Below are 26,200 nucleotides of genomic sequence, written 5' to 3' on the forward strand. Positions count from 1 at the left end.
CTGACCGCTCACGCGCGGCCAGACCGGGCTTGACCACCAGGCCCGACCATGAATACCGCTAAGGAGCACAACTGTGACTGTTCGGGTAGGCGTCAACGGATTCGGCCGGATCGGCCGCAACTTCTTCCGTGCCGTCGAAGCGCAAAAAGCTTTGGGCACCACCGACATCGAGATCGTCGCGGTCAACGACCTGACCGACAACGCGACCCTCGCGCACCTGCTGAAGTTCGACTCCATCCTCGGTCGCCTGTCCGACGACGTCACCCTCGAGGGCGACGACACCATCGTCGTCGGTGAGCAGAAGATCAAGGCCCTCGAGGTCAAGGAAGGTCCGGCCGCCATCCCGTGGGGCGACCTGGGCGTCGACGTGGTCGTCGAGTCGACCGGCATCTTCACCGCCCGCGCCAAGGCTCAGGGACACCTCGATGCCGGCGCCAAGAAGGTCATCATCTCCGCCCCCGCCTCGGACGAGGACATCACCATCGTGATGGGCGTCAACGACGACAAGTACGACGGCAGCCAGAACATCATCTCGAACGCCTCGTGCACCACCAACTGCCTCGGCCCGCTGGCCAAGGTCCTCAACGACGAGTTCGGCATCGTCAAGGGCCTCATGACCACGATCCACGCCTACACCCAGGACCAGAACCTGCAGGACGGCCCGCACAAGGACCTGCGTCGCGCGCGCGCCGCCGCCATCAACATCGTGCCGACCTCGACCGGTGCCGCCAAGGCCATCGGCCTGGTGCTCCCGGAGCTGAAGGGCAAGCTCGACGGCTACGCGCTGCGTGTCCCGATCCCCACCGGTTCGGTCACCGACCTCACCGCCCAGCTGTCGAAGACCGCCACCGCCGAGCAGATCAACGCCGCGCTCAAGGCCGCTGCCGACGGTCCGCTCAAGGGCATCCTGAAGTACTACGACGCACCGATCGTCTCGTCCGACATCGTCACCGACCCGCACAGCTCGCTGTTCGACGCCGGCCTGACCAAGGTGATCGACGACCAGGCCAAGGTCGTGTCCTGGTACGACAACGAGTGGGGCTACTCCAACCGCCTCGTCGACCTCATCGGTCTCGTCGGCAAGTCGCTCTGACCCACCCCCAACGACCTTAGGAGTCAACGCCTCATGGGTGTTCCCACTCTGAAAGACCTTCTGGACGAAGGTGTTTCGGGCAGGGGTGTGCTGGTCCGGTCGGATTTCAACGTCCCGCTCGACGGGTCGACGATCACCGATCCGGGTCGCATCCTCGCGTCCCTGCCGACGCTCAACGCGCTCATCGACGCCGGTGCCAAGGTGATCATCACCGCGCACCTGGGTCGTCCGAAGGGCGAGCCGGATCCGAAGTTCTCGCTGGCACCGGTGGCCGCCCGCCTCGGTGAGGAACTCGGCCGCAACGTGCAGCTCGCCGGTGACGTTGTCGGCACCGACGCGCTGGCCCGCGCGGAAGGACTCACCGACGGCGACGTCCTGCTGCTGGAGAACATCCGCTTCGATCCGCGGGAGACCGCCAAGGACGACGCCGAGCGCGAGGCGCTCGCCAAGGCGCTGGTCGAGCTCGTCGGCGACGACGGCGCGTTCGTCTCCGACGGCTTCGGAGTGGTGCATCGCAAGCAGGCCTCGGTCTACGACGTCGCCAAGCTGCTCCCGCACTACGCGGGCGAGCTGGTGGCGGCCGAGGTCGACGTGCTGTCCAAGCTCACCGAAGAGGTGACGCGACCCTACGCCGTCGTCCTCGGCGGATCGAAGGTGTCGGACAAGCTCGGTGTCATCGAGGCGTTGGCCCCCAAGGTCGACACGCTGGTCATCGGCGGCGGTATGGCGTTCACGTTCCTTGCCGCACAAGGGCATTCGGTGGGGTCCTCGCTGCTGCAGGAAGATCAGATCGACGTCTGCAAGAGCCTGCTCGAGCGGTTCGGTGACGTCATCCACCTGCCGGTCGACGTCGTGGTGGCCGACAAGTTCGCCGCCGACGCCGAATCGGACACGGTGGCCTCGGACGCCATTCCCGACGGCTGGATGGGTCTGGACATCGGGCCGGAATCGGTGAAGCGGTTTGCCGCGGTCCTCTCCGGCGCCAAGACCATCTTCTGGAACGGCCCGTCGGGTGTGTTCGAGTTCGAGAAGTTCTCGGCGGGCACCCGCGGTGTCGCCGAGGCGATCGCCGGTGCGACGGGCAACGGTGCGTTCACCGTGGTCGGTGGCGGCGACTCGGCGGCCGCGGTCCGCACTCTGGGTCTGCCCGACTCCGATTTCTCGCACATCTCCACCGGAGGTGGCGCATCGCTGGAGTACCTCGAGGGCAAGGAACTCCCCGGACTGAAGGTTCTGGAGAGCTGATCCATGGCGACTCGTAAACCGCTCATCGCGGGCAACTGGAAGATGAATCTGAACCATCTCGAGGCCATCGCGCTGGTTCAGAAGATCGCCTTCGCCCTCCCGGCGAAGTACTTCGACAAGGTCGACGTGACGGTCATCCCGCCGTTCACCGACATCCGCAGCGTGCAGACGGTCGTCGACGGCGACAAGCTCCTGCTCACCTACGGTGCGCAAGACCTTTCGGCGCACGACTCGGGCGCCTACACCGGCGAGATCAGCGGTGCGTTCCTCGCGAAGCTCGGCTGCACCTTCGTGGTGGTCGGGCACTCCGAGCGGCGCACCCTGCACAACGAGACCGATGAGGTCGTGCTGGCCAAGACCAAGGCCGCGCTCAAGCACGAACTCACCCCGATCGTGTGCATCGGTGAGGGGCTCGACGTCCGCGAGGCCGGCGACCACGTGGCCTACAACGTGGCGCAGCTCAAGGGATCGCTCGCCGGTCTGTCCGCGGCCGAGATCGCTCAGACCGTCATCGCGTACGAGCCGGTCTGGGCGATCGGCACCGGCCGGGTGGCGAGTGCGGACGATGCCCAGGAGGTGTGCAAGGCGATCCGTGAGGCGCTGGTCGAGATCGCCGACGCCGAGACCGCGGCATCGGTGCGGATCCTCTACGGCGGATCGGTCAACGCCAAGAACGTCGGCGACATCGTCGGACGTCCCGACGTCGACGGCGCCTTGGTCGGCGGCGCATCGCTGAAGTCCGACGAGTTCGCGACGCTGTCGGCGATCGCCGCGGGTGGCCCCTTGCCCTGACGGGTCGCACCCACGCGTACACTGTGGCAGGTTGGCCTCTTTTCGGGGGTTGACCTGCCACAGCTGTATGTAGGGGCTTTACGGAAGGGCGTTGCGACTCGTGACTGTGCAAGGTGCACTCGACATCGGATTGATCGTGACCAGCGTGTTGCTGATCGTGCTCATCCTGCTGCACCGCGGCAAGGGTGGCGGTCTGTCGTCGCTGTTCGGCGGCGGTGTCCAGTCCAGCCTCTCGGGCTCGAGCGTCGTCGAACGCAACCTGGACCGGTTGACGATCTTCGTCGGGCTCATCTGGGTGATCTTCATCGTCGGCGTGGGCGTCGACATCAAACTGTCCGGCTAGTCACCGTTCGCGCCTCGGGATGCCGCGCCCGTAGGTTGCCGGGATACTTGACGGCATGAGTGAAACCGTTCCCGCGCGGGGAGTCCCGGACTGGCGCCCATCGATCTCCATCGTCGACCACATCGTCGTCGACGACGAGGGCCGAGCACTCACCGAACCCCTACGGGAGGACATCCGCCTTCTCGGCGGGATCCTGGGTGACGTCGTCCGCGAGCACTCCGGCAGCGACGTCTTCGACCTCGTCGAAGCCGCCCGCGTGGCCGCATTCCGGGTGCGCCGCAACGAGATCGACCGCACCGAACTCGCCGACATGTTCGTCGATCTGGACATCTCCACCGCGGTCCCGGTCATCCGCGCGTTCAGCCACTTCGCGCTGCTGGCGAACCTGGCCGAGGACATCCACCGTGAGCGGCGCCGCGCCATCCACGTCCGGGCCGGTGACCCGCCCCAGGACAGCAGCCTCGCCGCCACCTACCGCAAGCTCGCCGAGGCGGGACTCGGCGACGACGAGGTCGGCCGGGCGCTGGCCGATGCCGCCGTGGTGCCGGTCATCACCGCTCACCCCACCGAGACCCGTCGCCGCACCGTCTTCGAGGCCCAGAACCGCATCACCGAGCTGATGCGGTTCCGCGGCCGGACCGAGCTGATGCCGGACGAGGACGCGGCGGTCACCGAGTCGATCCGGCGGCAGATCCTGACGCTCTGGCAGACCGCCCTCATCCGGCTCGAACGTCTCACCATCCAGGACGAGATCCGTTCCGGGCTCCGCTATTACGACGCCTCGTTCTTCGAGGTCGTGCCCGCCATCAACACCTCGGTGCGCGCCGCGCTGCGCTCGACGTACCCCGACGCCGGACTCGCCGACGAACCGATGATCCGGATGGGGTCGTGGATCGGCGGCGACCGCGACGGCAATCCGTTCGTGAACTCCGAGGTGGTGACCCTGGCCACCACGCTCGCCGCGCAGACCGCAGTCGGACATCACCTGGCCGAACTCGAGAGTCTCGCACAGGAACTCAGCATGTCGGCCCGGCTCATCGACGCCAGCGACACCCTGTTCGACCTCGCCGGGGCCGACGCCGACGACCCGGGGGCCGACGAACCCTTCCGGCTCGCCCTGCGCGCCATCCGGTCCCGTCTGGTGGCGACCGCCCGGGAGATGTTCGACGACGACTTCCTCACCTCGAGCGACCTCTTCCTCATCGACGGGAAACAGCCGTACGGCGACGCCGCCGAACTCCTCGCCGACCTCGATGTGATCGACGGCGCGCTGCGCGCGAACAACGACGACACGATCGCCGACGACCGGTTGCTCGCCCTGCGAGAAGCCGTGCGCACCTTCGGGTTCCACCTGTCCGGACTGGACATGCGGCAGAACTCCGACATGCACGAGGAAGTGGTCGCCGAGCTGCTCGCGTGGGCGGGTGTGCATCCGGACTATGCGTCGCTCGACGAGTCCGAGCGCGTCGAGATCCTCTCCGCGGAACTGCGTGCGCGTCGACCGTTGACCAGTCCCGACGCCGAGCTGAGCGAGCTGGCCACCAAGGAACTCGGAATCGTCCGGGCCGCCGCCAGGGCGGTCGCGACCTTCGGTCCCGCGGCCGTGCCCAACTATGTGATCAGCATGTGCACGTCGGTCAGTGACATGCTCGAGGCGCTGATCCTGCTCAAGGAGGCAGGCCTCTACGACGCGAATGACGGTTCTCCGCGGTGTAGCGTCCGCGTGGTTCCGCTGTTCGAGACGATCGAGGATCTCCAGCAGGGCGCAGCGACCCTCCTCGCCGTTCTCGACGTCCCGTTCTATCGGGCGATGGTCGAGTCCCAGAACGGGATTCAGGAGATCATGCTCGGCTACTCGGACTCGAACAAGGACGGCGGCTACATGGCCGCGAACTGGGCGCTCTACCGCGCCGAGCTCGATCTGGTCGACGTGGCGTCGCGGTCGGGCATCAGGTTGCGTCTGTTCCATGGGCGCGGCGGGACCGTCGGGCGCGGCGGCGGTCCCAGTTACGACGCCATCCTGGCCCAGCCGCCCGGTGCGGTTCAGGGCTCGCTGCGCATCACCGAGCAGGGCGAGATCATCGCCGCGAAGTACGCCGAACCGGTCACGGCGCGGCGCAACCTGGAGACGCTGCTCGCCGCGACCATCGAGTCCTCGCTCCTGGACACCGAAGGCCTCGGCGACGAATCCGATTCGGCCTACGAAATCATGGACGACATCGCGGCGAAGGCGCGAGCCGCGTACAGCCGGCTGGTCCACGAGACCCCGGGATTCGTCGAGTACTTCACCACCTCGACGCCCCTGTCGGAGATCGGTGCCCTCAACATCGGCAGCCGGCCGGCGTCGCGCAAGCAGACCGAGAAGATCTCCGATCTGCGGGCGATCCCGTGGGTGCTCTCGTGGACGCAGTCGCGCGTGATGCTGCCCGGCTGGTACGGCACGGGCTCGGCGTTCGAGGAATGGGTCGGGGACGATCCGGAGCGGTTGGAGACGTTGCGGCGGTACTACGCCAAGTGGCCGTTCTTCCGCACCGTGATGTCGAACATGGCTCAGGTACTGGCGAAGTCGGACATGGGCCTGGCCCACCGGTACGCACAGCTGGTGCCCGATGAGGAGCTGCGCGAGCGGGTGTTCGGCATGATCGTCGACGAACACGAGCGGACGATCGCGATGTGCGCGAAGATCACCGGCACCGACGACCTGCTCCACGACAACGCCGCGCTGAAGCGGTCGGTCTACAACCGCTTCCCGTATCTCGAGCCGCTCAACCTGCTGCAGGTCGAGTTGCTGCGGCGCTTCCGTGCGGGGGAGGACACCCCGATCGTGCGGCGCGGGATCCAGCTCACGATGAACGGCCTCGCCACCGCGCTGCGGAACTCGGGCTAGCGGACGGTCACCGGATGTCGGCGGCGGCCGCGTCGTCGAGGAACCAGATGGTCTCCTCGGTGCCGCGCGCCCCGGCGGCGGGCCAGTCGGCCGGGTCCGCGCCACCGTGTGCGGCACTGACGGCCTCGGCCTTGTCGGCGCCGGCGACCAGGAACCACACCTGCCGGGAACGGTTGACGACGGGCAGGGTCAGGGTGATCCGGCGCGGCGGCGGCTTCGGCGAATCCTCGACGGCGACCACCGACTTCGTGGTCTCCGCGGTGGCCGCAGTGTGCGGGAACAACGAGTTGATGTGTCCCTCACCGCCCATGCCGAGCAGATGGAGATCGAACTCCGGCGCCACGCCGTCGCTCGACCGGCCGGCGAGAATCGCGGCGTAATCCGCGGCGGCGGCCTCGATGTCGTCGCCGAGCGGTCCGTCCGACGGTGCCATCGGGAACACCCGCGACGGGTCGACGGGCACGGTGTCGAGCAGCGCCTCGCGCGCCTGACCCGAATTGCGTTCCGGATCGTCGGCGGGGACGAAACGGTCGTCGCCCCAGTAGATGTCGACCTTGGACCAGTCGATGGTGCCGCTGTCGGCGGCGAGCGCCGACAGGAGGCCGATCCCGTTGCTGCCGCCGGTCAGCACCACACTCGCGACGCCGCGTTCGGCTTGGGCCCGGGTCACGAGGTCCACGAACCGGGTCGCGGCGGTCTCGACGAGTTCCTGCTTGGAGCCGAAGACGAGGGTCTCGGTGGTCATCGGGCGGCAACTCCTTCGGTGTCATCTGTGAATTCGACCTCGGGCACACCCTTGAGTGCTTCGATGTACACCTCGTCGGTGTCGAGTCGTCGTAGCTCCTCCGCGATACACGCGGGAAGTTCACGCCGGCCCATGGCGACGCGTCCATCGGGTTTGCCGGGCATCGTCAGCACGGCGTTGTTCTCCTCGTCGACGGCGAGGATGGTCGGTCCCTCGTCGCGGTGGAGTCGGATCTCGAAACTGCCGCGGCGGCGTCGCGTCGGGACGTTCAGGGTGGACCGCAGCCAACCGGCGATCAGGTCCACCGAGGGCGAGTTCTGCGATCCGGTGACCACGACCTCGGTGATCGGGGTGTGCGGCGGTCGGTCGACCGCGGACGCGAGGATCGCCCGCCAGTGGGTGATGTGGGTCCAGGCGAGGTCGGTGTCGCCGGGGGAGTAGGTCTCGAGGCGCTGCGCCAGCACCGCGAGCGAGTCGCCCGCCTTGCTCGCGTCGACGATGCGCCGGTGCCCGAGTTTGCCGAGCGGATCGTCGGCGGGGCGTCGTGGTCCCTTGCCCGGCCACCACGTGACGACCGGGGTGTCGGGGAGGAGGAAGGGGGTCACCACGCTGTCCGGATGATCGGCGAGTTCGCCCTGCAGCGACAGCACGACCACCTCGGAGGCGCCGGCATCGCCGCCCACGCGGATCTGCGCATCGAGCCGTGAGTCGCTCTCGCGCACACCGCGATACACGACGATGACGCGGCTGGGGTGCTCGCGGCTCGCGCCGACCGCCGCCTCGATGGCCCCTTCCATCGGCTCACCCAGTTCGACGCACACGACCAGGGTGAGCACGCGACCCAGACTCAGCGCGCCGCCCGCGGCGCGCACCTCGATGATCTTCTTGGCGACCTTTCCGGTCGACGTGTCGGGCAGTTCGACGATCATCGGGAGGCCTCCTGAACGGATCGGTCGGTGCGGGCGTGCGGACGTCTCGTCACGGCCGGCGCCACGCGCGACCGGTGCGGGCCATCATCTCCTCGGCCGAGCGCGGCCCCCACGTCCCGGACTCGTAGGTGTCGGGCGACCCCGACTCGGCCCAGTGGTCGAGCACCGGATCGAGGATGCGCCAGGACAATTCGACTTCCTCGTTGACGGGGAACAGCGAGGGTTCACCCAGCAGGACGTCGAGGATGAGACGCTCGTACGCCTCCGGCGAGGCCTCGGTGAAGGCGGTGCCGTAGCTGAAGTCCATGTTGACGTCCCGGACCTCCATGCTCGACCCGGGGACCTTCGACCCGAATCGGAGGGTGATGCCCTCGTCCGGCTGGACCCGGATCACGAGCGCGTTCTGGCTCAGTTCCTCGGTCATGGTCTGGTCGAACGGCAGGTGCGGAGCGCGCTTGAAGACGAGTGCGATCTCGGTGACGCGACGGCCCAGGCGCTTTCCGGTGCGCAGATAGAACGGGACCCCTGCCCAGCGACGGGAGTCGACCTCGAGGGCGATGGCGGCGAAGGTCTCGGTTTTCGAGTCCTTCGCGAAACCCTCCTCCTCCTTGAGGCCCGGCACCTTCTCGCTGCCCTGCCAACCCGGTCCGTACTGACCACGGGCAGTGTTCTCGTCGATCGGCAGGACGTTGCGCGTCGCGGCGAGGACCTTGATCTTCTCGGCCTGTAACTGCTTGGGCTCGAAGGAGATCGGCTCTTCCATCGCGACCAGGGCCATGAGCTGCAGCAGGTGGTTCTGGATGACGTCGCGTGCCGCGCCGATCCCGTCGTAGTAGCCCGCCCGGCCGCCGAGTCCGATGTCCTCGGCCATGGTGATCTGGACGTGGTCGACGTAATGCGAACTCCACAGCGGATCGAACAACTGATTGGCGAACCGCAGGGCCAGGATGTTCTGGACGGTCTCCTTGCCCAGATAGTGGTCGATGCGGAACACCGACGACTCGGGGAAGACGTTGTTGACGATCGCGTTGAGTTCGCGTGCGGACTCGAGATCGTGACCGAACGGCTTCTCGATCACCACCCGTCGCCAGCTGTCGCCCGTCGGCGTGGCGAGACCGCTGCGCTCGAGCTGCTCGCAGACCGTCGGGAAGGCCCCCGGCGGAATCGACAGGTAGAACGCGTGATTGCCGTCGGTCCCGCGTTCGACATCGAGCGACTTGAGCGTGTCGCGCAGCCTGTCGAAGGCGGCGTCGTCGTCGAATGCGCCCTGCACGAACCGGAATCCCTCGGCGAGGCGTTCCCACACCTCTTCGCGGAATCCGGTCCGTGCGTGTTCACGGACGGCGTCGTGGACGATGGCGCCGAAGTCCTCGTCGGTCCAGTCGCGCCGCGCGAAGCCGACGAGGGCGAACGACGGTGGCAGGAGGCCGCGGTTGGCGAGGTCGTAGACCGCCGGCATCAACTTCTTGCGGGCGAGGTCGCCGGTGACCCCGAAGATGACCAGGCTGCACGGTCCCGCGATGCGCGGCAGCCGTTTGTCCTGCGGGTCACGGAGCGGATTGGTCCACGAACCGGTCCCGGTTGACTCCTCGCCTCCCGCCACCTGGGGTCAGCCCTTGTTCGCCGCGGACAGTTGCTCGGCGGTCGCGCTGAGCAGGTCGTTCCATGCGTCCTCGAACTTGCTGACGCCCTCGTTCTCCAGGACCAGGAAGACGTCGGTCAGGTCGACGCCCACCGCGACGAGCTTGTCGAAGATCTCCTGCGACTCGGCGGCGAGACCGATGATGGACTCGGTGTTCACCCAGCCGTGGTCGGCGAAGGCGTCCATCGTCTTGCCCGGCATCGTGTTGACCGTGTTGGGCGCGACCAGCTCGCTCACATACAGGGTGTCCGGGTAGTCGGGGTTCTTGACGCCCGTCGACGCCCAGAGTGCGCGCTGCGGGCGGGCGCCCTTGGCCAGCAGCTCGGGGAACCGGGACTCGACCTCGAAGACCTGCTGGTAGGCCGAGTAGGCGAGACGTGCATTGGCCAGTGCGGCCTTGCCCTTGAGCTCGGTAGCCTCCGGGGTGCCGATGGCGTCGAGTCGCTTGTCGATCTCGGTGTCCACCCGCGACACGAAGAACGAGGCGACGGAGTGGATCCGGGAGAGGTCGTGGCCGGCCTGGGCGGCGGCGTCGAGGCCGTCGAGGTAGGCGGCGATGACGTTCTCGTAGCGCTCGACCGAGAAGATCAGCGTCACGTTCACGCTGATGCCCTCGGCGATGACCTTGCTGATCGCGGGGAGCCCGGCCTCGGTGGCCGGGATCTTGATGAGCAGGTTCGGCCGGTCGACGATCTTCCACAGCTCCACGGCCTGTGCCACCGTGGCGTCGGTGTCATGGGCGAGGCGCGGATCGACCTCGATCGACACGCGTCCGTCGACGCCGTCGGTCGACTCGAAGGTCGAGGCGAGCACGTCACAGGCGTTGCGCACGTCGTCGGTGGTGACCGTCCGGATGGTGGCGTCGACGTCGGCGCCCCGTGCGGCCAGCTCGTTGACCTGGTCGTCGTAGGCATGGCCCGACGACAGCGCGGCCTGGAAGATCGACGGGTTGGTGGTCACCCCGACGACCGACTTGGTGCTGATGAGTTCGGCGAGGTCCCCTGAGCTGATCAGGTCCCGGGACAGGTCGTCCAGCCACACCGACACTCCGGCGGCGGACAGTTCGGCGAGCTTCTCGTTCTGGGTCACGATTCTCTCCTTGTGGGTTGTGGTCGCTCAGCCGGCGACGGCGCGCTCGGCGGCCGCGGTCACGGCCTCGGCGGTGATGCCGAACTTGGTGAACAGCACCTTGTAGTCGGCGGAGGCCCCGAAGTGCTCGATCGAGACGATCTCGCCACCGGCGCCGACGATGCGGTACCACGGCATGGCGATGCCGGCTTCGACGGCGACGCGCGGAACCGACGGCGGCAGCACGTGGTCGCGGTACCCCTGCGGTTGCTCGTCGAACCACTCGACACAGGGCATCGAGACGACGCGGGCCTTGATTCCCTTCTCCGCCAGTGCTTTCTGTGCGTCGACGGCCAGGTACACCTCGGAGCCGGTGCCGATGAGCACGACGTGAGGGTCACCCTCGGAGTCGCTCAGGACGTATCCGCCGTTGGCGACGCCCTGCGCCGAGGTGCCCTCCAGGATCGGGATGTTCTGGCGGGTGAGCGCCAGGCCGACCGGATGGTTCCGGCGGGTGAGCAGGTGCTGCCAGGCGTACGCGGTCTCGTTAGCGTCGGCCGGCCGGACGACGTCGAGATTCGGGATCGCGCGCAGCGCGGCCAGGTGCTCGATCGGCTGATGGGTCGGGCCGTCCTCACCCAGACCGATCGAGTCGTGGGTCCAGACGTAGATCGGATCAATCTCCATCAGCGCCGCGAGGCGGACCGCGGGACGCATGTAGTCGGCGAACTGCAGGAACGTACCGCCGTAGGCGCGGGTCGGCCCGTGCAGCGCGATGCCCGACAGGATCGATCCCATGGCGTGCTCACGGACACCGAAGTGCAGGGTGCGGCCGTAGGGGTTGGCCGACCACTTCTTGGTGCTGATCGAGGTCGGTCCGAACGACGGCTCGCCGTCCATGGTGGTGTTGTTGGAGCCGGCCAGGTCGGCCGAACCGCCCCACAGCTCGGGCAGCACGGGCGCGAGCGCGCCGAGCACCTTGCCCGATGCGCTGCGGGTCGCGACATCTTTGTCGCCGACGTTCCAGCTGGGCAGCACGTCGGTCCAGCCCTCGGGCAGTTCGTGAGCGGTGAGCCGGTCGAACAGCTTCTTGGCGTCGGGGTTCTTCTCCGCCCAGGCATCGAACGACGACGTCCACGCCGTGCGCTCCTCGGCACCGCGGTCGATGAGCTTGCGGGTGTGGCCGATCACCTCGTCGGTGACCTCGAAGTTCTTCTCCGGGTCGAAACCGAGGACCTTCTTCGTCGCCGCGACCTCGTCCTCGCCGAGCGCCGCGCCGTGGGCCATGCCGGTGTTCATCATGTTGGGGGCGGGGTAGCCGATGATGGTGCGCAGGCAGATGATCGACGGCCGGTCGATGACCTGCTGGGCCGCCTCGATCGCCGCCTCGATGGCGACGACGTCCTCGCCGCCCTCCACGGTCTGCACGTGCCAGCCGTAGGCCTCGTAGCGCTTCGCGACATCCTCCGACAGCGCGATGTCGGTGTCGTCCTCGATCGAGATCTGGTTCTGGTCGTAGAACACGATCAGGTTGCCGAGCTGCTGGGTGCCTGCTAGCGAGCTGGCCTCCGACGTCACGCCCTCTTCGATGTCGCCGTCGGAGGCGACGACATAGATGTAGTGGTCGAACGGGCTCTGTCCGGGCGCCGCATCGGGGTCGAACAGGCCGCGTTCGCGTCGGGCGGCCATTGCCATGCCGACCGACGAGGCCAGACCCTGACCCAGCGGGCCGGTGGTGATCTCGACGCCGCGGGTGTGGCGGAACTCGGGGTGGCCCGGCGTGAGGGAGTCCCAGGTCCGCAGCGCCTCGATGTCGGACAGCTCGAGACCGAACCCGCCGAGGTAGAGCTGGATGTAGAGCGTCAGGCTCGAGTGTCCGCACGAGAGGACGAAGCGGTCGCGCCCGGCCCAGTCGGTGTCGGTCGGGTCGTGACGCATGACTCGCTGGAACAAGGTGTAGGCGAGCGGAGCGAGGCTCATCGCGGTACCGGGATGTCCGCTTCCGCACTTCTGCACTGCGTCGGCCGCCAGGATCCGGGCCGTGTCGACGGCGCGGGTGTCGAGGTCGGTCCAGTCGTCCGGGTGGCGGGGGGTGGTCAAAGCGCGGATCTCGTCTGTGTCGGCCACGATGCTGAAGGTCTCCTGTGCCTGCTCGGTGCGATTCGTACTCGGTCGGAGGTCGTAGAAGGGGCGATGGGTACCAGGGCGACCGGTACCAGCGTGATCGGTGTAGGCGTTGATCGGTATCGGCGCTGACCGGTGTCGGCCACCGACGATCGTCGGCGCGTACGCCTCCAGAGTAATCGGCGCCGGCCGCGCGTTGCGCGCCGACCGATGGTTACCGGCGAGTTCTGGCGTCATCGCCGGTCGAGAGCTCGCGCATGGCGGTGCCATGCCTCGATTCACGGTTCGCAGAGGCAAACGTCTACCATGCTCCGTAGTAGCCCGCGGGCGTCTGTGCGGGCGGACGAGGAGTGTTCGTGAGGATAGGGGAGCGTGTGAGCGGGAACAGTTCCGCCGCATCTCACTCGACCGACACCGCATCGAATCCGCAGGTATCGACCGAAACGGTCGCACCGGCCGATCAATCGTGGGCCGGGCGTGTGCGTGCGACGGTGCTCGCCTACATCGCGCTGACCAAGCCGCGTGTCATCGAGTTGCTTCTCGTCGCCACGATCCCGGTGATGCTGCAGGCCGACCGCGGCCACGTCGACATCGCGGTCATCGCCTTCACCCTCATCGGTGGCTGGCTCGGCGCAGGCAGCGCCAACACCCTCAACATGGTGGCCGACGCCGACATCGACAAGAAGATGAAGCGCACGGCCCGGCGTCCGCTGGCCCGCCGCGCGGTCGCGCCGCGGAGCGCGCTCATCTTCGGTCTCGCGTTGTGGGCGGCGTCCTTCGCGGTCCTGTACTTCGCCGCCAACCTCCTCTCGGCGCTGCTCGTCTCTGCGACGATCCTCTTCTACGTCGGCGTCTACACGCTGATCCTCAAGCGTCGGACCTGGCAGAACGTGGTCTGGGGCGGCGCCGCGGGTTGTATGCCGACCCTGGTGGGGTGGGCCGCGGTCACCGGTTCGCTGAGCTGGCAGCCGATCGTCCTCTTCGCGGTCATCTTCTTCTGGACGCCGCCGCACACCTGGGCGCTGGCGATGCGCTACAAGGAGGACTACAAGGCGGCCGGTGTGCCGATGCTCCCGGTGATCGCGACCGAAGAACGCGTCACCCGCCAGATGCTGATCTACACGGTCCTCACCGTGGTGACCTCACTGCTGCTGATCCCGGCGACGAGCTGGATCTACACCGTGATCGCGCTGACCGCCGGCGGCTGGTTCCTGGAGCGTGTGACCAAGCTGTACCGCGACACCAAGCGCGGTGCCGAGGTGGCACCGCTGAAGGTGTTCCTGCAGTCCAACGAGTATCTCGCCATCGTGTTCTGCGGCCTCGCGATCGACGCGGTCGTCGGCCTGCAGACCATCTCGTCCTACTTCTGAGCGCGGCTCACGTCCCGGCCGGCAACAGCACCGTCGAACCCGTGGTGACACGTGCTTCCAGGTCGGCGTGTGCGGCAGCCGCATCGGCCAATCGGTAACGCTGGCCGACGCGCACCTCGACACTGCCGTCGACGATCGCCTCGAAGTACTCGCCGGCCCGGCGGTTCAGTTCCTCGGCGGTGTCGGTGAAGTGCGCCAGTGTCGGCCGCGTCACCGACAGCGACCCCGCCGCGTTCAGACGTTGGAGGTCGAACGGCGGAACCGGCCCGCTCGCCGCCCCGAAGAGCACGATGATCCCCCGGACCGCGGTCGACGCCAGCGACTGCTCGAACGTGTCGGCGCCGACGCCGTCGTAGACCACCGGCACGCCGCGTCCGTCGGTGAGGTCACGGACGCGGGAACTCAGGTCCTCCCCGTAGCGCAGGACGTGATCCGCCCCCGCGGCGCGCGAGAGTTCCTCCTTCTCATCGGACGAGACCGTCGTGATGACCGTCAGTCCGCGGCGCTTGGCGAGCTGGGTGAGGATCAGACCGACACCGCCGCCACCGGCGTGCACGAGGATCGGATCGCCGGCCCGGGGATGAGCACTCCCGTCGAGGAGATAGTGCGCGGTGAGACCGCGGAGCAACGACGAACCGGCCACCGCGTCGTCGACCGCGTCGGGTACCGGGACCGCCTTCGAGGCCGGAACCGCAACAAGCTCGGCGTACGAACCCGGGGCCGCACACCAGGCGACCCGCTGACCTTCCTGCAGCGACGTCACATCCGAGCCGGTCGCGACGACGACGCCCGCGCCCTCGGTACCGGGGATGTAGGGCGGTGTGGAGGGGTACAGGCCCCGGCGCAGATAGGTGTCGATGAAGTTCACGCCCACCGCTGCGGTCCGGACGATCACCTCGTCGGCGGCCGGGATGGGATCGTCGACACTGCCGAAGGTCAGGACGTCGGGTCCGCCGTGGCGGGTCACCTGGATAGCTCGCACGACACCGTTCTACACGCCGGGATCGCCCCGGTATGCTGACCCCCATGACGAACACCACCGACGGCGAGAAGTCGGGCACGCAGCAGAAGGTCGAGGCACCCACCGAGGTCGTTGCCTCGGTACGCAAGTTCGTCCAGCGCGAAGGTGGCAGCGCGAAGGTCGTTCTCCAGGCGATCGGGGACGCCGGTGTGCGGATCACGCTCGTCGGCGACGCCAACGGCATCCTCGGGGACCGGGTCGTGCCCGATCTCGCGACCGCGCAGGCCGTGGTCGACGCCGTCGACGGTCTCGAGATCGCCGAGTGGGACCGTGACCTGACCTCGGAGACCACGGTGTCGACGTCGCACTACCGCAAGATGGCGGGTTGGGTCGCGCGGCAGAAGCGCTTCCCCCGTGCGCGCAACCGCGCCATCCTCTGAGGCCGGAGCTCGATCAGGCAGGCTCGCGCAGCGGGTCTGCCTTTTTCGTGGCCGATTCCTTGGCGACCGGGTTCCGCGCGATCAGGAGCTGCCAGGTGGCGCCGATGAGCAGGACCGCACTGCCGAACATGTGCGCGATGACCAGGGCGATGGGCAGATCCGTGGCGAACTGCACGAACCCGATCAGGCCTTGAAGCAGCAGGAGCAGCATGAACACCACTGCCGAGCGCTGTTGCGGCCGAGCGAACACCCGCGCGTAGACGAGGGCCGCGATCGCGAGCCCGACGAGGGTGAAGACGGCGTCGGCGTGCAGTTGGGTCGCGTTGCCGGGGTCGAGACCGTTCCGCGGGGCGTCCACATCGCCGGCATGCGGGCCGGAACCGGTCACGACCGTGCCGAGGTAGATCGTGCCCCAGGTGACGAGATAGACCAGCCAGGCGAGGTAGATGCCGAGCCGGCGCGTGGCGGTCGAGGGGGCGTCGGCATCGGGCGCGGTGGGCGTCGGATACGGACGCATCCGGTAGACGAGCACGGTGGATGCGGAGACCAACGCCATGGACAGCAGGAAATGCAGCGCGACGACCCACGGGTTGAGCTGGGTCAGGACCGTGATCCCGCCGATCACCCCCTGGAACGGGATACCGAGCGCGATGAGGGTGACCAGCCACTTGTCCCGGCGCGCCGCTCCGGCCGACCGCAGGACGGCGACCCAGGTCGCGATGGCGATGACGATCAGCACGAAGGTGAGCAGACGGTTGCCGAACTCGATCGCGCCGTGCATGCCCAGTTCGCCGTGCGGCACGAACGACTCGTCGGTGCACCGCGGCCAGGTCGGGCAACCGAGGCCCGAGGCGGTCACGCGCACGGCGCCGCCGGTGGCCACGATGCCCACGTTCGAGACGAGCAGGGCGATGGCCCAGCGATGCACGAATCGTGCGGTCGGCCGGCCGAAGCCGGGGACGAACCGCCACGGACCGGACAGCGGCCGGCGCCCGTCGCCGGCGGCCGCGGCATGATCGCCCGACCGGGCCGTCGCCGGGGCGTTCGAAGTATCGGATGTCATCGGAATCGGAACCACCTCACCGCCAAGGTGCCGGCCACCGCGGCCCACACCAGCAAGACGCCCACCCCGAAGGCGTCGAACGAACCCTCCGAGGCCATCTCGAGCGCCTCGCTCAATGCCCCCGACGGGATGCACCGCGCGATCCAGTGCACGGCGTCGGGGATGTTGGAGTCGACGACGACCAGACTGCCGAGGCCGATGAACGCGAACCACAGCAGGTTCGCCAGTGCCAGCACGACCTCGGCCTTCAAGGTGCCGCCGAGCAGCAGCCCGAGAGCCGCGAAGCACGCGGTGCCGACCGCGAGGACCACCGCACCGATGAGCAGACCGACGGGGCTCGGTCGCCAGCCGAACGCGGCGCCGATCCCACCGAGGATCACCGACTGCAGCGCGACCACCACGAGGACCGCGATCGACTTGCCGGCGATGATGCCCCAGCGCGGTATCGGCGTCGCGCCGAGGCGTTTCAGCGCGCCGTAGCGACGGTCGAACCCGACGGCGATCGCCTGTCCGGTGAACGCCGTCGACATCACCGCGACGGTCAGGATCGCCGGGACGAACAGCGCCGCCCGCTCGGCGGGGCCGTCGCCGAACCCGGTGTCGATCGGCAGCAGGCACAGACCGACGAGCAGCGTGATCGGGATGAACATCGTGAGGAGCAACTGCTCGCCGTTGCGCAGCAGGAGCTTGAGTTCGAGGCCGCTCTGCGCGGCGATCATCGCCGGCAGCGACGCCGCCCGGGGAGCGGGGCGGAACAGACCGTCGGGGAATGTTCCGGCAGCACGGTCGGCGGGGCGGGGGAGCCCGGTGGGTGCGGATGAGGTCACGGTCGAAGGGTCCGTCCGGTGAGATCGAGGAAGACGTCTTCGAGGCTGCGGGTCTCCACGCGCAGATCGGTCGCGAGGACGTTGATCTTGGCGCACCAGGCGGTCACCGTGGCCAGCACCTGCGGCGTCATCGGACCGATGACCAGATACGAGCCGGGGGTGGCCTCCGTGCAGTGGTAGTCCTCGGGCAGGGCCAGCACCAGCATCGACAGGTCGAGTCCACGTGGTGCGGTGAAGCGCAGTTCGTTCTCGGCGCCGGTGCTGGTGAGGTCGGCGGGTGTCCCGTCGGCGACGACGTGGCCGTGATCGATGATCGCGACGTGGTCGGCGAGTTCCTCGGCCTCGTCCATCAGATGCGTCGTGAGCAGGACGGATGCTCCGTCGGCCCGGAGCCGGTCGATGAGTTCCCACACGACGAGGCGGGCGTGGGCATCGAGTCCGGCGGTCGGTTCGTCGAGGAAGACCAGTTCGGGGCGGCTGACGACCGCGCAGGCGAGGGCGAGGCGCTGCTGCTGGCCACCGGACAGACGTCGGTAGGACGTTCGACGCACGTCGGTCAGGCCGAGTGCGTCGAGCAGGAACTCGGGATCGATGGGATCGGCCGAATACGCGGCCACCAGGCGCAGCATCTCCTCGGCCCGGGCTCCCGGGTAGGCGCCACCGCCTTGCAGCATGACGCCGATGCGGCGCCGGAGCGCGTCGTTGTCGGCGATGGGATCGAGACCCAGGACGCGGACGCTGCCGGCGTCGGGTGCGGTGAAGCCCTCGCAGATCTCGACAGTCGTGGTCTTGCCCGCGCCGTTGGGACCGAGCAGGGCGAGGATCTCGCCGCGTTCGAGGGTGAGATCGAGCCGATCGACCGCGGTGCGATCCCCGAAGCGCTTGACCAGACCACGGACCTCGACGGCCGCCGCAGTGGCGGCCGGGGTGCCGGCGGAGGCGGCTGACCCGGGATCGCGGAGCCGACGATCGTTCACCCGATCGTCGTCGTTGATCTGCCGAGAGGTCGTGCTGCGCACACTGGTCAGACTAGGCGCTCGGAGCCCAGGGACGAAAAGCGGTGACCGGGCACACGGCGCATGCGCTCATCGTCGTGCCGACGCCGACCCGGCCGTGGCCTCGTCGTCGTCCGACACGGGCCCGCGGCGGCGCCGCCGACGGGGCGCGCGGTCCTCGAAGAACAGGGCGGTGAGAACCGCGACCATGATCACGCCGGCCAGAAGTCCTTGTGCCAGAACCACTCCGCTCGTGTTGGAACTCGTGGGCATCACCACGATGGCGATGATCGCCGACGCCGCGATGGTGGAGATCCGGAACCAGGCGCCGGTGGCCCACGCGGCCAGCGGGATCACGGCCCACAGGAGGTACCAGGCCTGGACGAACGGGAAGAACAGCACGACTGTGGCCATCGACACACCGAGTGCGCCGAGTGGGTGGAGTCGGCCGCCGAGGGTGGCGAGCATCCACCGGACGATGAACAGGGCGGCGACGAGCTGGCCGATGGGCCGGGCCACCTCGAGGATCGCCTGCGTGTGCTCACCGAGGCCGAGGGTGACGCCGATCCGGCCGGTGGTCACCGACAACAGGGTCGGCATCGACATCCACGAGCGGACGATCTCGCCCGTCGACAACGTGCCCGTCCAGCCGAAGCCGAGCCCGGTGCCGAGGGAGATCCCCATCATCACGATGCCCAGGACCACCACGTAGAAGGCCGCCGACGCGCTCAGCATGTACACCGACCACCGGGAGCGACCCCACCATTCCCGAATCGGCGTGTGGCGGAGCACGGGCAGGGTGGCGCCCCACCGCATGGCCAGGGCGATGCCGACGAAGCCCAGGGCGAGCATCGAGGTGACCTTGATCATCGCCGACGCCGCGAGTACCGCACCGCCGCCGATGAGCAACCAGCCCGCTCGGGTGGGGACGAGGGTCCCGGGTCGGCGGAGTCGTTCGTCGCCGTAGATGGCGCGGAAACTCAACTCGAGACCGACCAGCATCAGGCCGAGCATGAGGGCCTCGTTGTGGATGCCCCCGACGAGATGCAGGATGACCAGCGGGTTCATCGCGCCCAGCCAGAGTGCGGCCACCGACGAGACCCCGCAGCGGCGGGCCAGGCGGGGGAGTGCCCAGACGATGAGCGCGACGCCGATCAGTGCGACGACACGGTGCAGGAAGATCGCGGCGGTGATGTTGTCGCCGGTGACCTTGGTGATGCCCTCGCCGATCCAGAGGAAGAAGGGGCCGTAGGGCGCGGGGGTGTCACGCCAGAGGTTGGGCACCGACCTGGTCAGGATGTGGTCCACGCCGAGTCCGCGGACCGGACTGACCGAGTACGGATCCATGCCCCGGAAGGCGATGGCGCTCTGCGCGAGATACGAGTAGATGTCCTTGCTCAGCAGCGGCGGCGCCACGATGATCGGGGCGATCCACAGCATGAGGGTCCGGTCGGCCTGGCGGCGGCTCATGCGGCGGTCCGGGCTCCGGCCGTGGCGGACCTCGACGCTGAACCGGCCGACCGCGAACCGGCCGAGCAACAACCACGCGACGACCAGGGTGATCGCGCCGCCGATGGACAGCGCGAGGGCGGTGCCGAACATGCGTGACGGCAACGACAGGACGCGCATCCCGGCAACGGGGTTCTGCAGTACGGGTACTGCACCGGTCCCGAGGGCGCCGATGAGGATCAGTACCGAGCCGGTGGCGCCGAAGAGCTTGATCCGGCGGAGCCGGCGGGTCTCCTCGGCGTTGAGCGGGCCGACCTCGCGCTCGTCGTCGTGTAGGCGGGCCACGGTCTTGCCGTAGTCGCCGGGTTCGGCGCCGGCAGCCGCAGGGCGCTGTTTGCGCAGTCCGAGATAGTCGAGCAGGGCGACCAAGCGGGTCCACACGAGTCCGAAGTAGTCCGGCACGCGGCGCGGAGCTGTGGTTTCGGGCACACGACGACTGTAATCGCCGGACGTGGTGGCCTCACGACCCCCTGCGATAAGGGCACCCTTGCTGGCAGCAGGGAAGTAATTACGTCACACTCGTGTTGTGAAAACCATGCGGAACGATGTTGTGCTGCCTTCTGGCAGTGCCGGCGCCGTGCCCTCCGCTGGTACGGGTGCCGGAGTGACCGGCGGTGTCGACGCGCACCATGACGGTCAGACCCGGGAGGCCGTGGTCACCCTGCTCGTCGAAGACGGCCCGCTCACCGCCGGCGACATCGGCGAGCGCCTCGGCATCTCGGCGGCCGGCGTGCGTCGCCATCTCGACGCCCTGACCGGCGCCGGGGACATCGAGGTCGCCTCGCCGGGGTTCGGCCAACGCGGCCGGGGCCGACCCGCCAAGTACTTCCAGCTCACCGCATCCGGACGCGGCAAGATGCGCCACGCCTACGACGACCTGGCCGGTGCGGCGATGCGTAAGCTGCGTGATCTCGGCGGCACCGACGCGGTCGCCGAGTTCGCCCGCGAGCGCGTCGAGCGCATCGTGGCCGGCGTCCGTCCCAGCACCGGCCCGGTGACCGTCGCCGACACGGTCGACGAGATCGCCGACGCGCTCACCAGCGCGGGGTACTCGACCAACACGCGTCAGGTCGGGACCGGCATGCAGATCTGCCAGCACCATTGCCCGGTGGCGCACGTCGCCACCGAGTTCCCGGAGCTGTGTGAGGCGGAGACCGCGGTCTTCACCGAACTCCTCGGCACGCACGTGCAGCGACTGGCGACCATCGCCAACGGTGACTGCGCCTGCACCACCCATGTGCCGATCCACCCACCGCCGGGTGGGACCACCGAAGACCGACCCGGGGCCGTCGCGGAGCCCGATACGCAGCCCGTATCGCCCCGCGCCACCCCCAACCAGACACCGACCGCCACGACAACCCGAAAGGCCACGCGATGACTGTCACCGATCCGGCCACCCCGACCCCAGCGGCGCCCCTCACCCAGGAGGAGACGATCGCCGCCCTCGGCAAGTACGGCTACGGCTGGGCCGATTCCGACGTCGCGGGCGCGAGCGCCAAGCGCGGACTGTCCCCGGCGGTCGTCGCCGACATCTCGGCGAAGAAAAGCGAGCCCGAGTGGATGCTCGAGCAGCGCCTCAAGGCCCTCAAGATCTTCGACAAGAAGCCCATGCCCGGCTGGGGTGCGGGGCTCGAGGGCATCGACTTCGACAACATCAAGTACTTCGTGCGCTCCAGCGAGAAGCAGGCCGCCACGTGGGACGACCTGCCCGAGGACATCAAGAACACCTACGACAAGCTCGGCATCCCCGAGGCGGAGAAGCAGCGTCTCGTCTCCGGTGTCGCGGCGCAGTACGAGTCCGAGGTCGTCTACCACTCGATCCGTGAGGACCTCGAGAAGCAGGGCGTGATCTTCCTCGACACCGACACCGCGCTCAAGGAGCACCCGGAGATCTTCCAGCAGTACTTCGGGACCGTCATCCCGGCGGGCGACAACAAGTTCTCCGCGCTCAACACCGCGGTGTGGTCGGGTGGGTCCTTCATCTACGTGCCGCCGGGTGTCCACGTGGACATCCCGCTGCAGGCCTACTTCCGGATCAACACCGAGAACATGGGCCAGTTCGAGCGCACGCTGATCATCGTCGACGAGGGTGCCTATGTGCACTACGTCGAGGGCTGTACCGCGCCGATCTACAAGACGGACTCGCTGCACTCCGCGGTCGTCGAGATCATCGTGAAGAAGGGCGGCCGCTGCCGCTACACGACCATCCAGAACTGGTCGAACAACGTCTACAACCTGGTGACCAAGCGCGCGAAGGCCGAGGCCGGTGCGACCATGGAGTGGATCGACGGCAACATCGGTTCCAAGGTCACCATGAAGTACCCGGCGGTCTGGCTGACCGGCGAGCACGCCAAGGGCGAGGTCCTCTCGGTCGCGTTCGCGGGTGAGGGCCAGCACCAGGACACCGGTTCCAAGATGGTCCACCTCGCGCCGAACACCTCGAGCAACATCGTCTCCAAGTCGGTGGCCCGTGGCGGTGGCCGGGCGTCGTACCGCGGTCTGATCAAGATCAACAACGGCGCGCACGGCAGCCGGTCGACGGTGAAATGCGATGCGCTGCTGGTGGACACCATCTCGCGCAGCGACACCTACCCGTACGTCGACATCCGCGAGGACGACGTGACGATGGGCCACGAGGCGACCGTCTCGAAGGTCAGCGACGATCAGCTCTTCTACCTGATGAGTCGCGGTCTGACCGAGGACGAGGCGATGGCCATGGTGGTCCGCGGCTTCGTCGAGCCGATCGCCAAGGAACTCCCGATGGAATACGCGCTCGAGCTCAACCGCCTGATCGAGCTCCAGATGGAAGGAGCTGTCGGCTGATGGCCGATCCCACATTGCCCGTGACCACTCCCGGCTCGGCGGCGCCCGTCGTCAACAAGGGCGAGATGTTCACCTCGTTCGACGTCGACGCCTTCGAGGTGCCGAGTCCCCGCGAGGAGGCGTGGCGGTTCACCCCGTTCCGTCGCCTCCGCGGGTTGCACGACGGGTCCGCGCAGCGGACCGGCGAGGCCGGCGTAGAGGTTGCCGGGGCCGTCGAGGGTGTGACCGTCGAGATCGTCGGTCGCGACGACAAGCGGCTCGGTGAGGGCGGCGTGCCGTTCGACCGTGTTGCCGCGCAGGCGTATTCGTCGTTCACGCAGGCGACCGTGGTGACCGTCGGCCGCGAGGTCGAGCTCGCCGAGCCGGTCACCGTCACGGTCACCGGTCCCGGCGAGGGCGAGACCGCCTTCGGCCACACCCAGATCCGGCTCGAGGCGTTCGCGCGCGCCGTCGTCGTCCTCGATCAGAAGGGCAGCGGCACGTTCGCGGAGAACGTCGAATTCGTCGTCGGCGACAGTGCCGCACTGACCGTCGTGAACATCCACGACTGGGAGGACGACGCCGTCCACGTCGCGACGCATCACGTGCGTGCCGGCCGTGACTCCGTGGTCCGCCACTTCGCGATCAGCTTCGGCGGCAACCTGGTTCGGCTGTCGCCGATCGTCCACTACGACGCGCCCGGTGGCGACGTCGAGATGTGGGGTCTGTACTTCGCCGACGCCGGCCAGCATCTCGAGCAGCGACTCCTCGTCGACCACAGCCAGCCGCACTGCCGCTCGAACGTCGTCTACAAGGGCGCGCTGCAGGGCGACGTCTCCGGCGATCGCAGCCGTGAGGCCCACACCGTGTGGGTCGGCGACGTGCTGATCCGAGCCGAGGCCGAGGGCACCGACACCTTCGAGCTCAACCGCAACCTGGTGCTCACCGACAACGCGCGTGCCGACTCGGTGCCGAACCTCGAGATCGAGACCGGCGAGATCGTCGGTGCCGGACATGCCAGCGCCACCGGTCGTTTCGACGACGAGCAACTGTTCTACCTGCAGGCCCGCGGCATCCCCGAGGACCAGGCCCGACGCCTCGTCATCCGCGGCTTCTTCGGCGAGGTGATCGCCAAGATCGGTGTGCCCGAGCTGCGCGAGCGTCTCTCGGCCGCGGTCGAGCAGGAACTCGAACTCGCCGGCGCTTGACCGCCGATCACCCTCGCCATCCGAACTTCCCAGCCCGGAGAAAGAAATCCTGAGACTATGACCACACTGGAAATCCGTGACCTGCACGTCGATGTCGCGCAGACCGACGCCGACGCCGAGCCCATCCACATCCTCAAGGGTGTCGACCTGACCGTGAAGTCGGGGGAGACGCACGCGATCATGGGCCCCAACGGTTCCGGCAAGTCGACGCTGTCCTACGCCATCGCCGGTCACCCCAAGTACGAGGTGACCTCGGGGTCGATCACCCTCGACGGTGAGGACGTCCTGGAGATGAGCGTCGACGAGCGGGCCCGCGCCGGACTGTTCCTCGCCATGCAGTACCCCGTCGAGGTGCCCGGCGTCTCGATGTCGAACTTCCTGCGGACCGCCGCCACCGCCGTGCGTGGTGAGGCGCCGAAGCTGCGCCACTGGGTCAAGGAGACCAAGGAGGCGATGACCTCGCTCGACATCGATCCGTCGTTCTCCGAGCGCAGTGTCAACGAGGGTTTCTCCGGCGGTGAGAAGAAGCGTCACGAGATCCTCCAGCTCGATCTGCTCAAGCCGCGGATCGCGATCCTCGACGAGACCGACTCCGGTCTCGACGTCGACGCCCTGCGGGTGGTCAGCGAGGGCGTGAATCGCTATAAGGAGCGCGACAACGGCGGGATCCTGCTGATCACGCACTACACGCGCATCCTCCGCTACATCAAGCCGGAGTTCGTGCACGTGTTCGTCAACGGCCGCGTCGTCGAATCCGCCGGTCCCGAACTCGCCGACGAGCTCGAGGAGAAGGGTTACGAGCGTTTCACCTCGGCTGCCAAGGCCGGCTGAGACCGCCCGACCGATCCGAGCCGACCAGCACAGGAGGTGTACCAGGTGACACTCTCGACAGAGGTCTCCACCGCCCTGGACGTCGATTCGCTGCGCGCCGACTTCCCGATCCTCTCGCGCACCGTGCGCGACGGAAAGCCGCTGGTTTACCTGGATTCCGGGGCGACCTCGCAGCGTCCGGTCCAGGTGCTCGACGCCGAACGGTACTTCCTCACGCACCACAACGCGGCGGTGCATCGCGGCGCGCATCAGCTCGCCGAAGAGGCGACCGATGCGTATGAGGACGCCCGGGAGGTCATCGCGGCGTTCGTGGGGGCGTCCGCCGACGAGCTCGTGTTCACCAAGAACGCGACCGAGGCACTCAACCTCGTGACCTACACCCTCGGCGACCCGCGGTCCGCGGACGTCCTCGGGGGTTCGGCGCTCGGGCCCGGCGACACCGTCGTCATCACCGAGCTGGAGCATCACGCCAATCTCGTTCCGTGGCAGGAGCTCTGCGGCCGCACGGGCGCGACGCTCCGCTGGTTCGGGGTCACCGACGAGGGCCGGATCGACCTGGATTCGCTGACCCTCGACGAGTCGGTGAAGGTCGTCTCGTTCACCCATCAATCGAATGTGACCGGGGCGGTCGCCGATGTGGCCGAGCTGGTCTCGCGCGCACGCGCGGTCGGCGCACTCGTCGTGCTCGACGCCTGCCAGTCGGTGCCGCACATGCCGGTCGACTTCCGTGCACTCGACGTCGACTTCGCCGCCTTCTCCGGGCACAAGATGTTCGGGCCCAGTGGCGTCGGAGCGCTGTACGGCAAGTCCGATCTGCTGAATGCGTTGCCGCCGTTCATCACCGGCGGCTCGATGATCGAGACCGTGACCATGGAGGGGTCGACCTACGCCCCGCCGCCGCAACGGTTCGAGGCGGGCGTGCCGATGACCTCGCAGGTCGTCGGACTCGGTGCCGCGGTGCGCTACCTGACCGACCTCGGCATGGACGCCGTCGCCGCGCATGAGCATGCGCTGACCGCGCGGGCGCTGGAGCATCTCGGCGACATCGAGGGCCTGCGGATCATCGGGCCCTCGACCCCAGAGAACCGCGGCGGCGCCGTGGCCTTCCTCGTCGACGGCATCCACGCCCACGATCTCGGTCAGATCCTCGACGACGAGGGCGTGGCCATCCGGGTGGGTCACCACTGCACGTGGCCGCTGCACCGGCGCTTCGGCGTCGCCGCCACCGCGCGTGCGTCGTTCGCCGCGTACAACACGTTCGCCGAGGTCGATGCGCTCGCCGCCGCGATCGTCACGGCGCAGAAGTTCTTCGGGACGGTCTGAGCC

General features: G+C 68.2%; 22 protein-coding genes. 12 read left to right on the top strand and 10 right to left on the bottom strand.

Annotation, left to right across the window (positions count from 1 at the left end; all coding sequences use genetic code 11):
- The first annotated feature begins 73 nt into the window (after positions 1 to 73).
- The 5 genes from gap (at position 74) to ppc (ending at position 6,360) form a co-directional block, all read left to right on the top strand.
- Positions 74 to 1,093, top strand: coding sequence for a type I glyceraldehyde-3-phosphate dehydrogenase (gene gap, locus FFS52_RS03270; protein ID WP_058250365.1), 1,020 nt, complete (start codon positions 74 to 76; stop codon positions 1,091 to 1,093).
- A 33-nt stretch (positions 1,094 to 1,126) separates the two neighbouring features.
- A complete protein-coding gene (locus FFS52_RS03275; protein WP_058250366.1) occupies positions 1,127 to 2,338 on the top strand; it encodes a phosphoglycerate kinase in 1,212 nt (403 codons plus the stop codon).
- A 3-nt stretch (positions 2,339 to 2,341) separates the two neighbouring features.
- Positions 2,342 to 3,130, top strand: a complete 789-nt coding sequence (gene tpiA, locus FFS52_RS03280; RefSeq protein WP_065632152.1) for a triose-phosphate isomerase — start codon at positions 2,342 to 2,344, stop codon at positions 3,128 to 3,130.
- Positions 3,131 to 3,236: 106 nt separating this feature from the next.
- Entirely contained in the window at positions 3,237 to 3,473 is a 237-nt protein-coding gene (secG, locus tag FFS52_RS03285; RefSeq protein WP_010841002.1) for a preprotein translocase subunit SecG, read from the top strand.
- A gap of 55 nt (positions 3,474 to 3,528) precedes the next feature.
- Positions 3,529 to 6,360 (top strand): phosphoenolpyruvate carboxylase, encoded by a 2,832-nt coding sequence (ppc, locus tag FFS52_RS03290; RefSeq protein WP_137808810.1) that lies wholly within the window; start codon positions 3,529 to 3,531, stop codon positions 6,358 to 6,360.
- 7 nt (positions 6,361 to 6,367) lie between these two features.
- On the opposite strand, the gene pgl is transcribed toward ppc, so the two are convergent.
- From pgl to tkt, 5 genes are read right to left on the bottom strand one after another with little or no spacing between them, the layout of a single operon-like run.
- The gene (gene pgl, locus FFS52_RS03295; protein ID WP_137808811.1) at positions 6,368 to 7,105 is read right to left on the bottom strand and encodes a 6-phosphogluconolactonase; all 738 of its coding nucleotides are present in this window, start codon (positions 7,103 to 7,105) and stop codon (positions 6,368 to 6,370) included.
- Positions 7,102 to 8,034: a glucose-6-phosphate dehydrogenase assembly protein OpcA gene (locus FFS52_RS03300; protein ID WP_137808812.1), complete on the bottom strand. Its 933-nt coding sequence runs from the start codon at positions 8,032 to 8,034 to the stop codon at positions 7,102 to 7,104. The genes pgl and FFS52_RS03300 overlap by 4 nt, the downstream gene beginning before the upstream one ends.
- Positions 8,035 to 8,083: 49 nt before the next feature.
- Positions 8,084 to 9,637: a glucose-6-phosphate dehydrogenase gene (gene zwf, locus FFS52_RS03305; protein WP_065632155.1), complete on the bottom strand. Its 1,554-nt coding sequence runs from the start codon at positions 9,635 to 9,637 to the stop codon at positions 8,084 to 8,086.
- A 6-nt stretch (positions 9,638 to 9,643) separates the two neighbouring features.
- A complete protein-coding gene (gene tal / locus FFS52_RS03310; protein ID WP_137808813.1) occupies positions 9,644 to 10,765 on the bottom strand; it encodes a transaldolase in 1,122 nt (373 codons plus the stop codon).
- A 27-nt stretch (positions 10,766 to 10,792) separates the two neighbouring features.
- A complete protein-coding gene (gene tkt / locus FFS52_RS03315) occupies positions 10,793 to 12,871 on the bottom strand; it encodes a transketolase (RefSeq protein ID WP_137808835.1) in 2,079 nt (692 codons plus the stop codon).
- Positions 12,872 to 13,242: 371 nt separating this feature from the next.
- Here tkt and FFS52_RS03320 point away from each other — a divergent pair, with 371 nt between their 5' ends.
- Positions 13,243 to 14,238, top strand: coding sequence for a heme o synthase (locus tag FFS52_RS03320; protein ID WP_065632157.1), 996 nt, complete (start codon positions 13,243 to 13,245; stop codon positions 14,236 to 14,238).
- Positions 14,239 to 14,245: 7 nt separating this feature from the next.
- On the opposite strand, the gene FFS52_RS03325 is transcribed toward FFS52_RS03320, so the two are convergent.
- Positions 14,246 to 15,220: a quinone oxidoreductase gene (locus FFS52_RS03325; RefSeq protein WP_137808814.1), complete on the bottom strand. Its 975-nt coding sequence runs from the start codon at positions 15,218 to 15,220 to the stop codon at positions 14,246 to 14,248.
- A gap of 32 nt (positions 15,221 to 15,252) precedes the next feature.
- Here FFS52_RS03325 and FFS52_RS03330 point away from each other — a divergent pair, with 32 nt between their 5' ends.
- On the top strand, positions 15,253 to 15,639 hold the full coding sequence (locus tag FFS52_RS03330) for a hypothetical protein (protein WP_137808815.1): 387 nt from the start codon (positions 15,253 to 15,255) through the stop codon (positions 15,637 to 15,639).
- A 13-nt stretch (positions 15,640 to 15,652) separates the two neighbouring features.
- Here the strand turns inward: FFS52_RS03330 and FFS52_RS03335 are convergent, their stop codons facing one another.
- From FFS52_RS03335 to mptB, 4 genes are all read right to left on the bottom strand, one after another.
- Positions 15,653 to 16,702, bottom strand: coding sequence for a COX15/CtaA family protein (locus FFS52_RS03335; RefSeq protein ID WP_137808816.1), 1,050 nt, complete (start codon positions 16,700 to 16,702; stop codon positions 15,653 to 15,655).
- A complete protein-coding gene (locus FFS52_RS03340) occupies positions 16,699 to 17,460 on the bottom strand; it encodes an ABC transporter permease (protein WP_137811340.1) in 762 nt (253 codons plus the stop codon). The genes FFS52_RS03335 and FFS52_RS03340 overlap by 4 nt, the downstream gene beginning before the upstream one ends.
- 65 nt (positions 17,461 to 17,525) lie before the next feature.
- Positions 17,526 to 18,548 (bottom strand): ABC transporter ATP-binding protein, encoded by a 1,023-nt coding sequence (locus FFS52_RS03345; RefSeq protein ID WP_068971578.1) that lies wholly within the window; start codon positions 18,546 to 18,548, stop codon positions 17,526 to 17,528.
- Positions 18,549 to 18,614: 66 nt separating this feature from the next.
- On the bottom strand, positions 18,615 to 20,435 hold the full coding sequence (gene mptB / locus FFS52_RS03350) for a polyprenol phosphomannose-dependent alpha 1,6 mannosyltransferase MptB (protein WP_137808836.1): 1,821 nt from the start codon (positions 20,433 to 20,435) through the stop codon (positions 18,615 to 18,617).
- A 133-nt stretch (positions 20,436 to 20,568) separates the two neighbouring features.
- On the opposite strand from mptB, the gene FFS52_RS03355 reads away from it, so the two are divergent.
- Genes FFS52_RS03355 through FFS52_RS03375 form a run of 5 tightly spaced genes read left to right on the top strand, consistent with a single transcriptional unit; the run spans position 20,569 to position 26,197 of the window.
- Positions 20,569 to 21,411 carry a metalloregulator ArsR/SmtB family transcription factor gene (locus FFS52_RS03355; protein ID WP_137808817.1) on the top strand — a complete coding sequence of 281 codons (843 nt, stop codon included), beginning with the start codon at positions 20,569 to 20,571 and terminating at the stop codon, positions 21,409 to 21,411.
- Positions 21,408 to 22,856, top strand: a complete 1,449-nt coding sequence (gene sufB, locus FFS52_RS03360) for a Fe-S cluster assembly protein SufB (RefSeq protein WP_058250379.1) — start codon at positions 21,408 to 21,410, stop codon at positions 22,854 to 22,856. The genes FFS52_RS03355 and sufB overlap by 4 nt, the downstream gene beginning before the upstream one ends.
- Positions 22,856 to 24,043 (top strand): Fe-S cluster assembly protein SufD, encoded by a 1,188-nt coding sequence (gene sufD, locus FFS52_RS03365; RefSeq protein ID WP_137808818.1) that lies wholly within the window; start codon positions 22,856 to 22,858, stop codon positions 24,041 to 24,043. Before sufB ends, sufD begins: the two co-directional genes overlap by 1 nt.
- A 57-nt stretch (positions 24,044 to 24,100) precedes the next feature.
- Entirely contained in the window at positions 24,101 to 24,874 is a 774-nt protein-coding gene (gene sufC, locus FFS52_RS03370) for a Fe-S cluster assembly ATPase SufC (RefSeq protein WP_058250381.1), read from the top strand.
- 45 nt (positions 24,875 to 24,919) lie between these two features.
- Positions 24,920 to 26,197: a cysteine desulfurase gene (locus tag FFS52_RS03375; protein WP_137808819.1), complete on the top strand. Its 1,278-nt coding sequence runs from the start codon at positions 24,920 to 24,922 to the stop codon at positions 26,195 to 26,197.
- Positions 26,198 to 26,200: the final 3 nt, after the last annotated feature.

The organism is Gordonia sp. ALPHA1B1 (assembly GCF_005502615.1).
Taxonomy (GTDB): Bacteria; Actinomycetota; Actinomycetes; order Mycobacteriales; family Mycobacteriaceae; genus Gordonia; species Gordonia hongkongensis.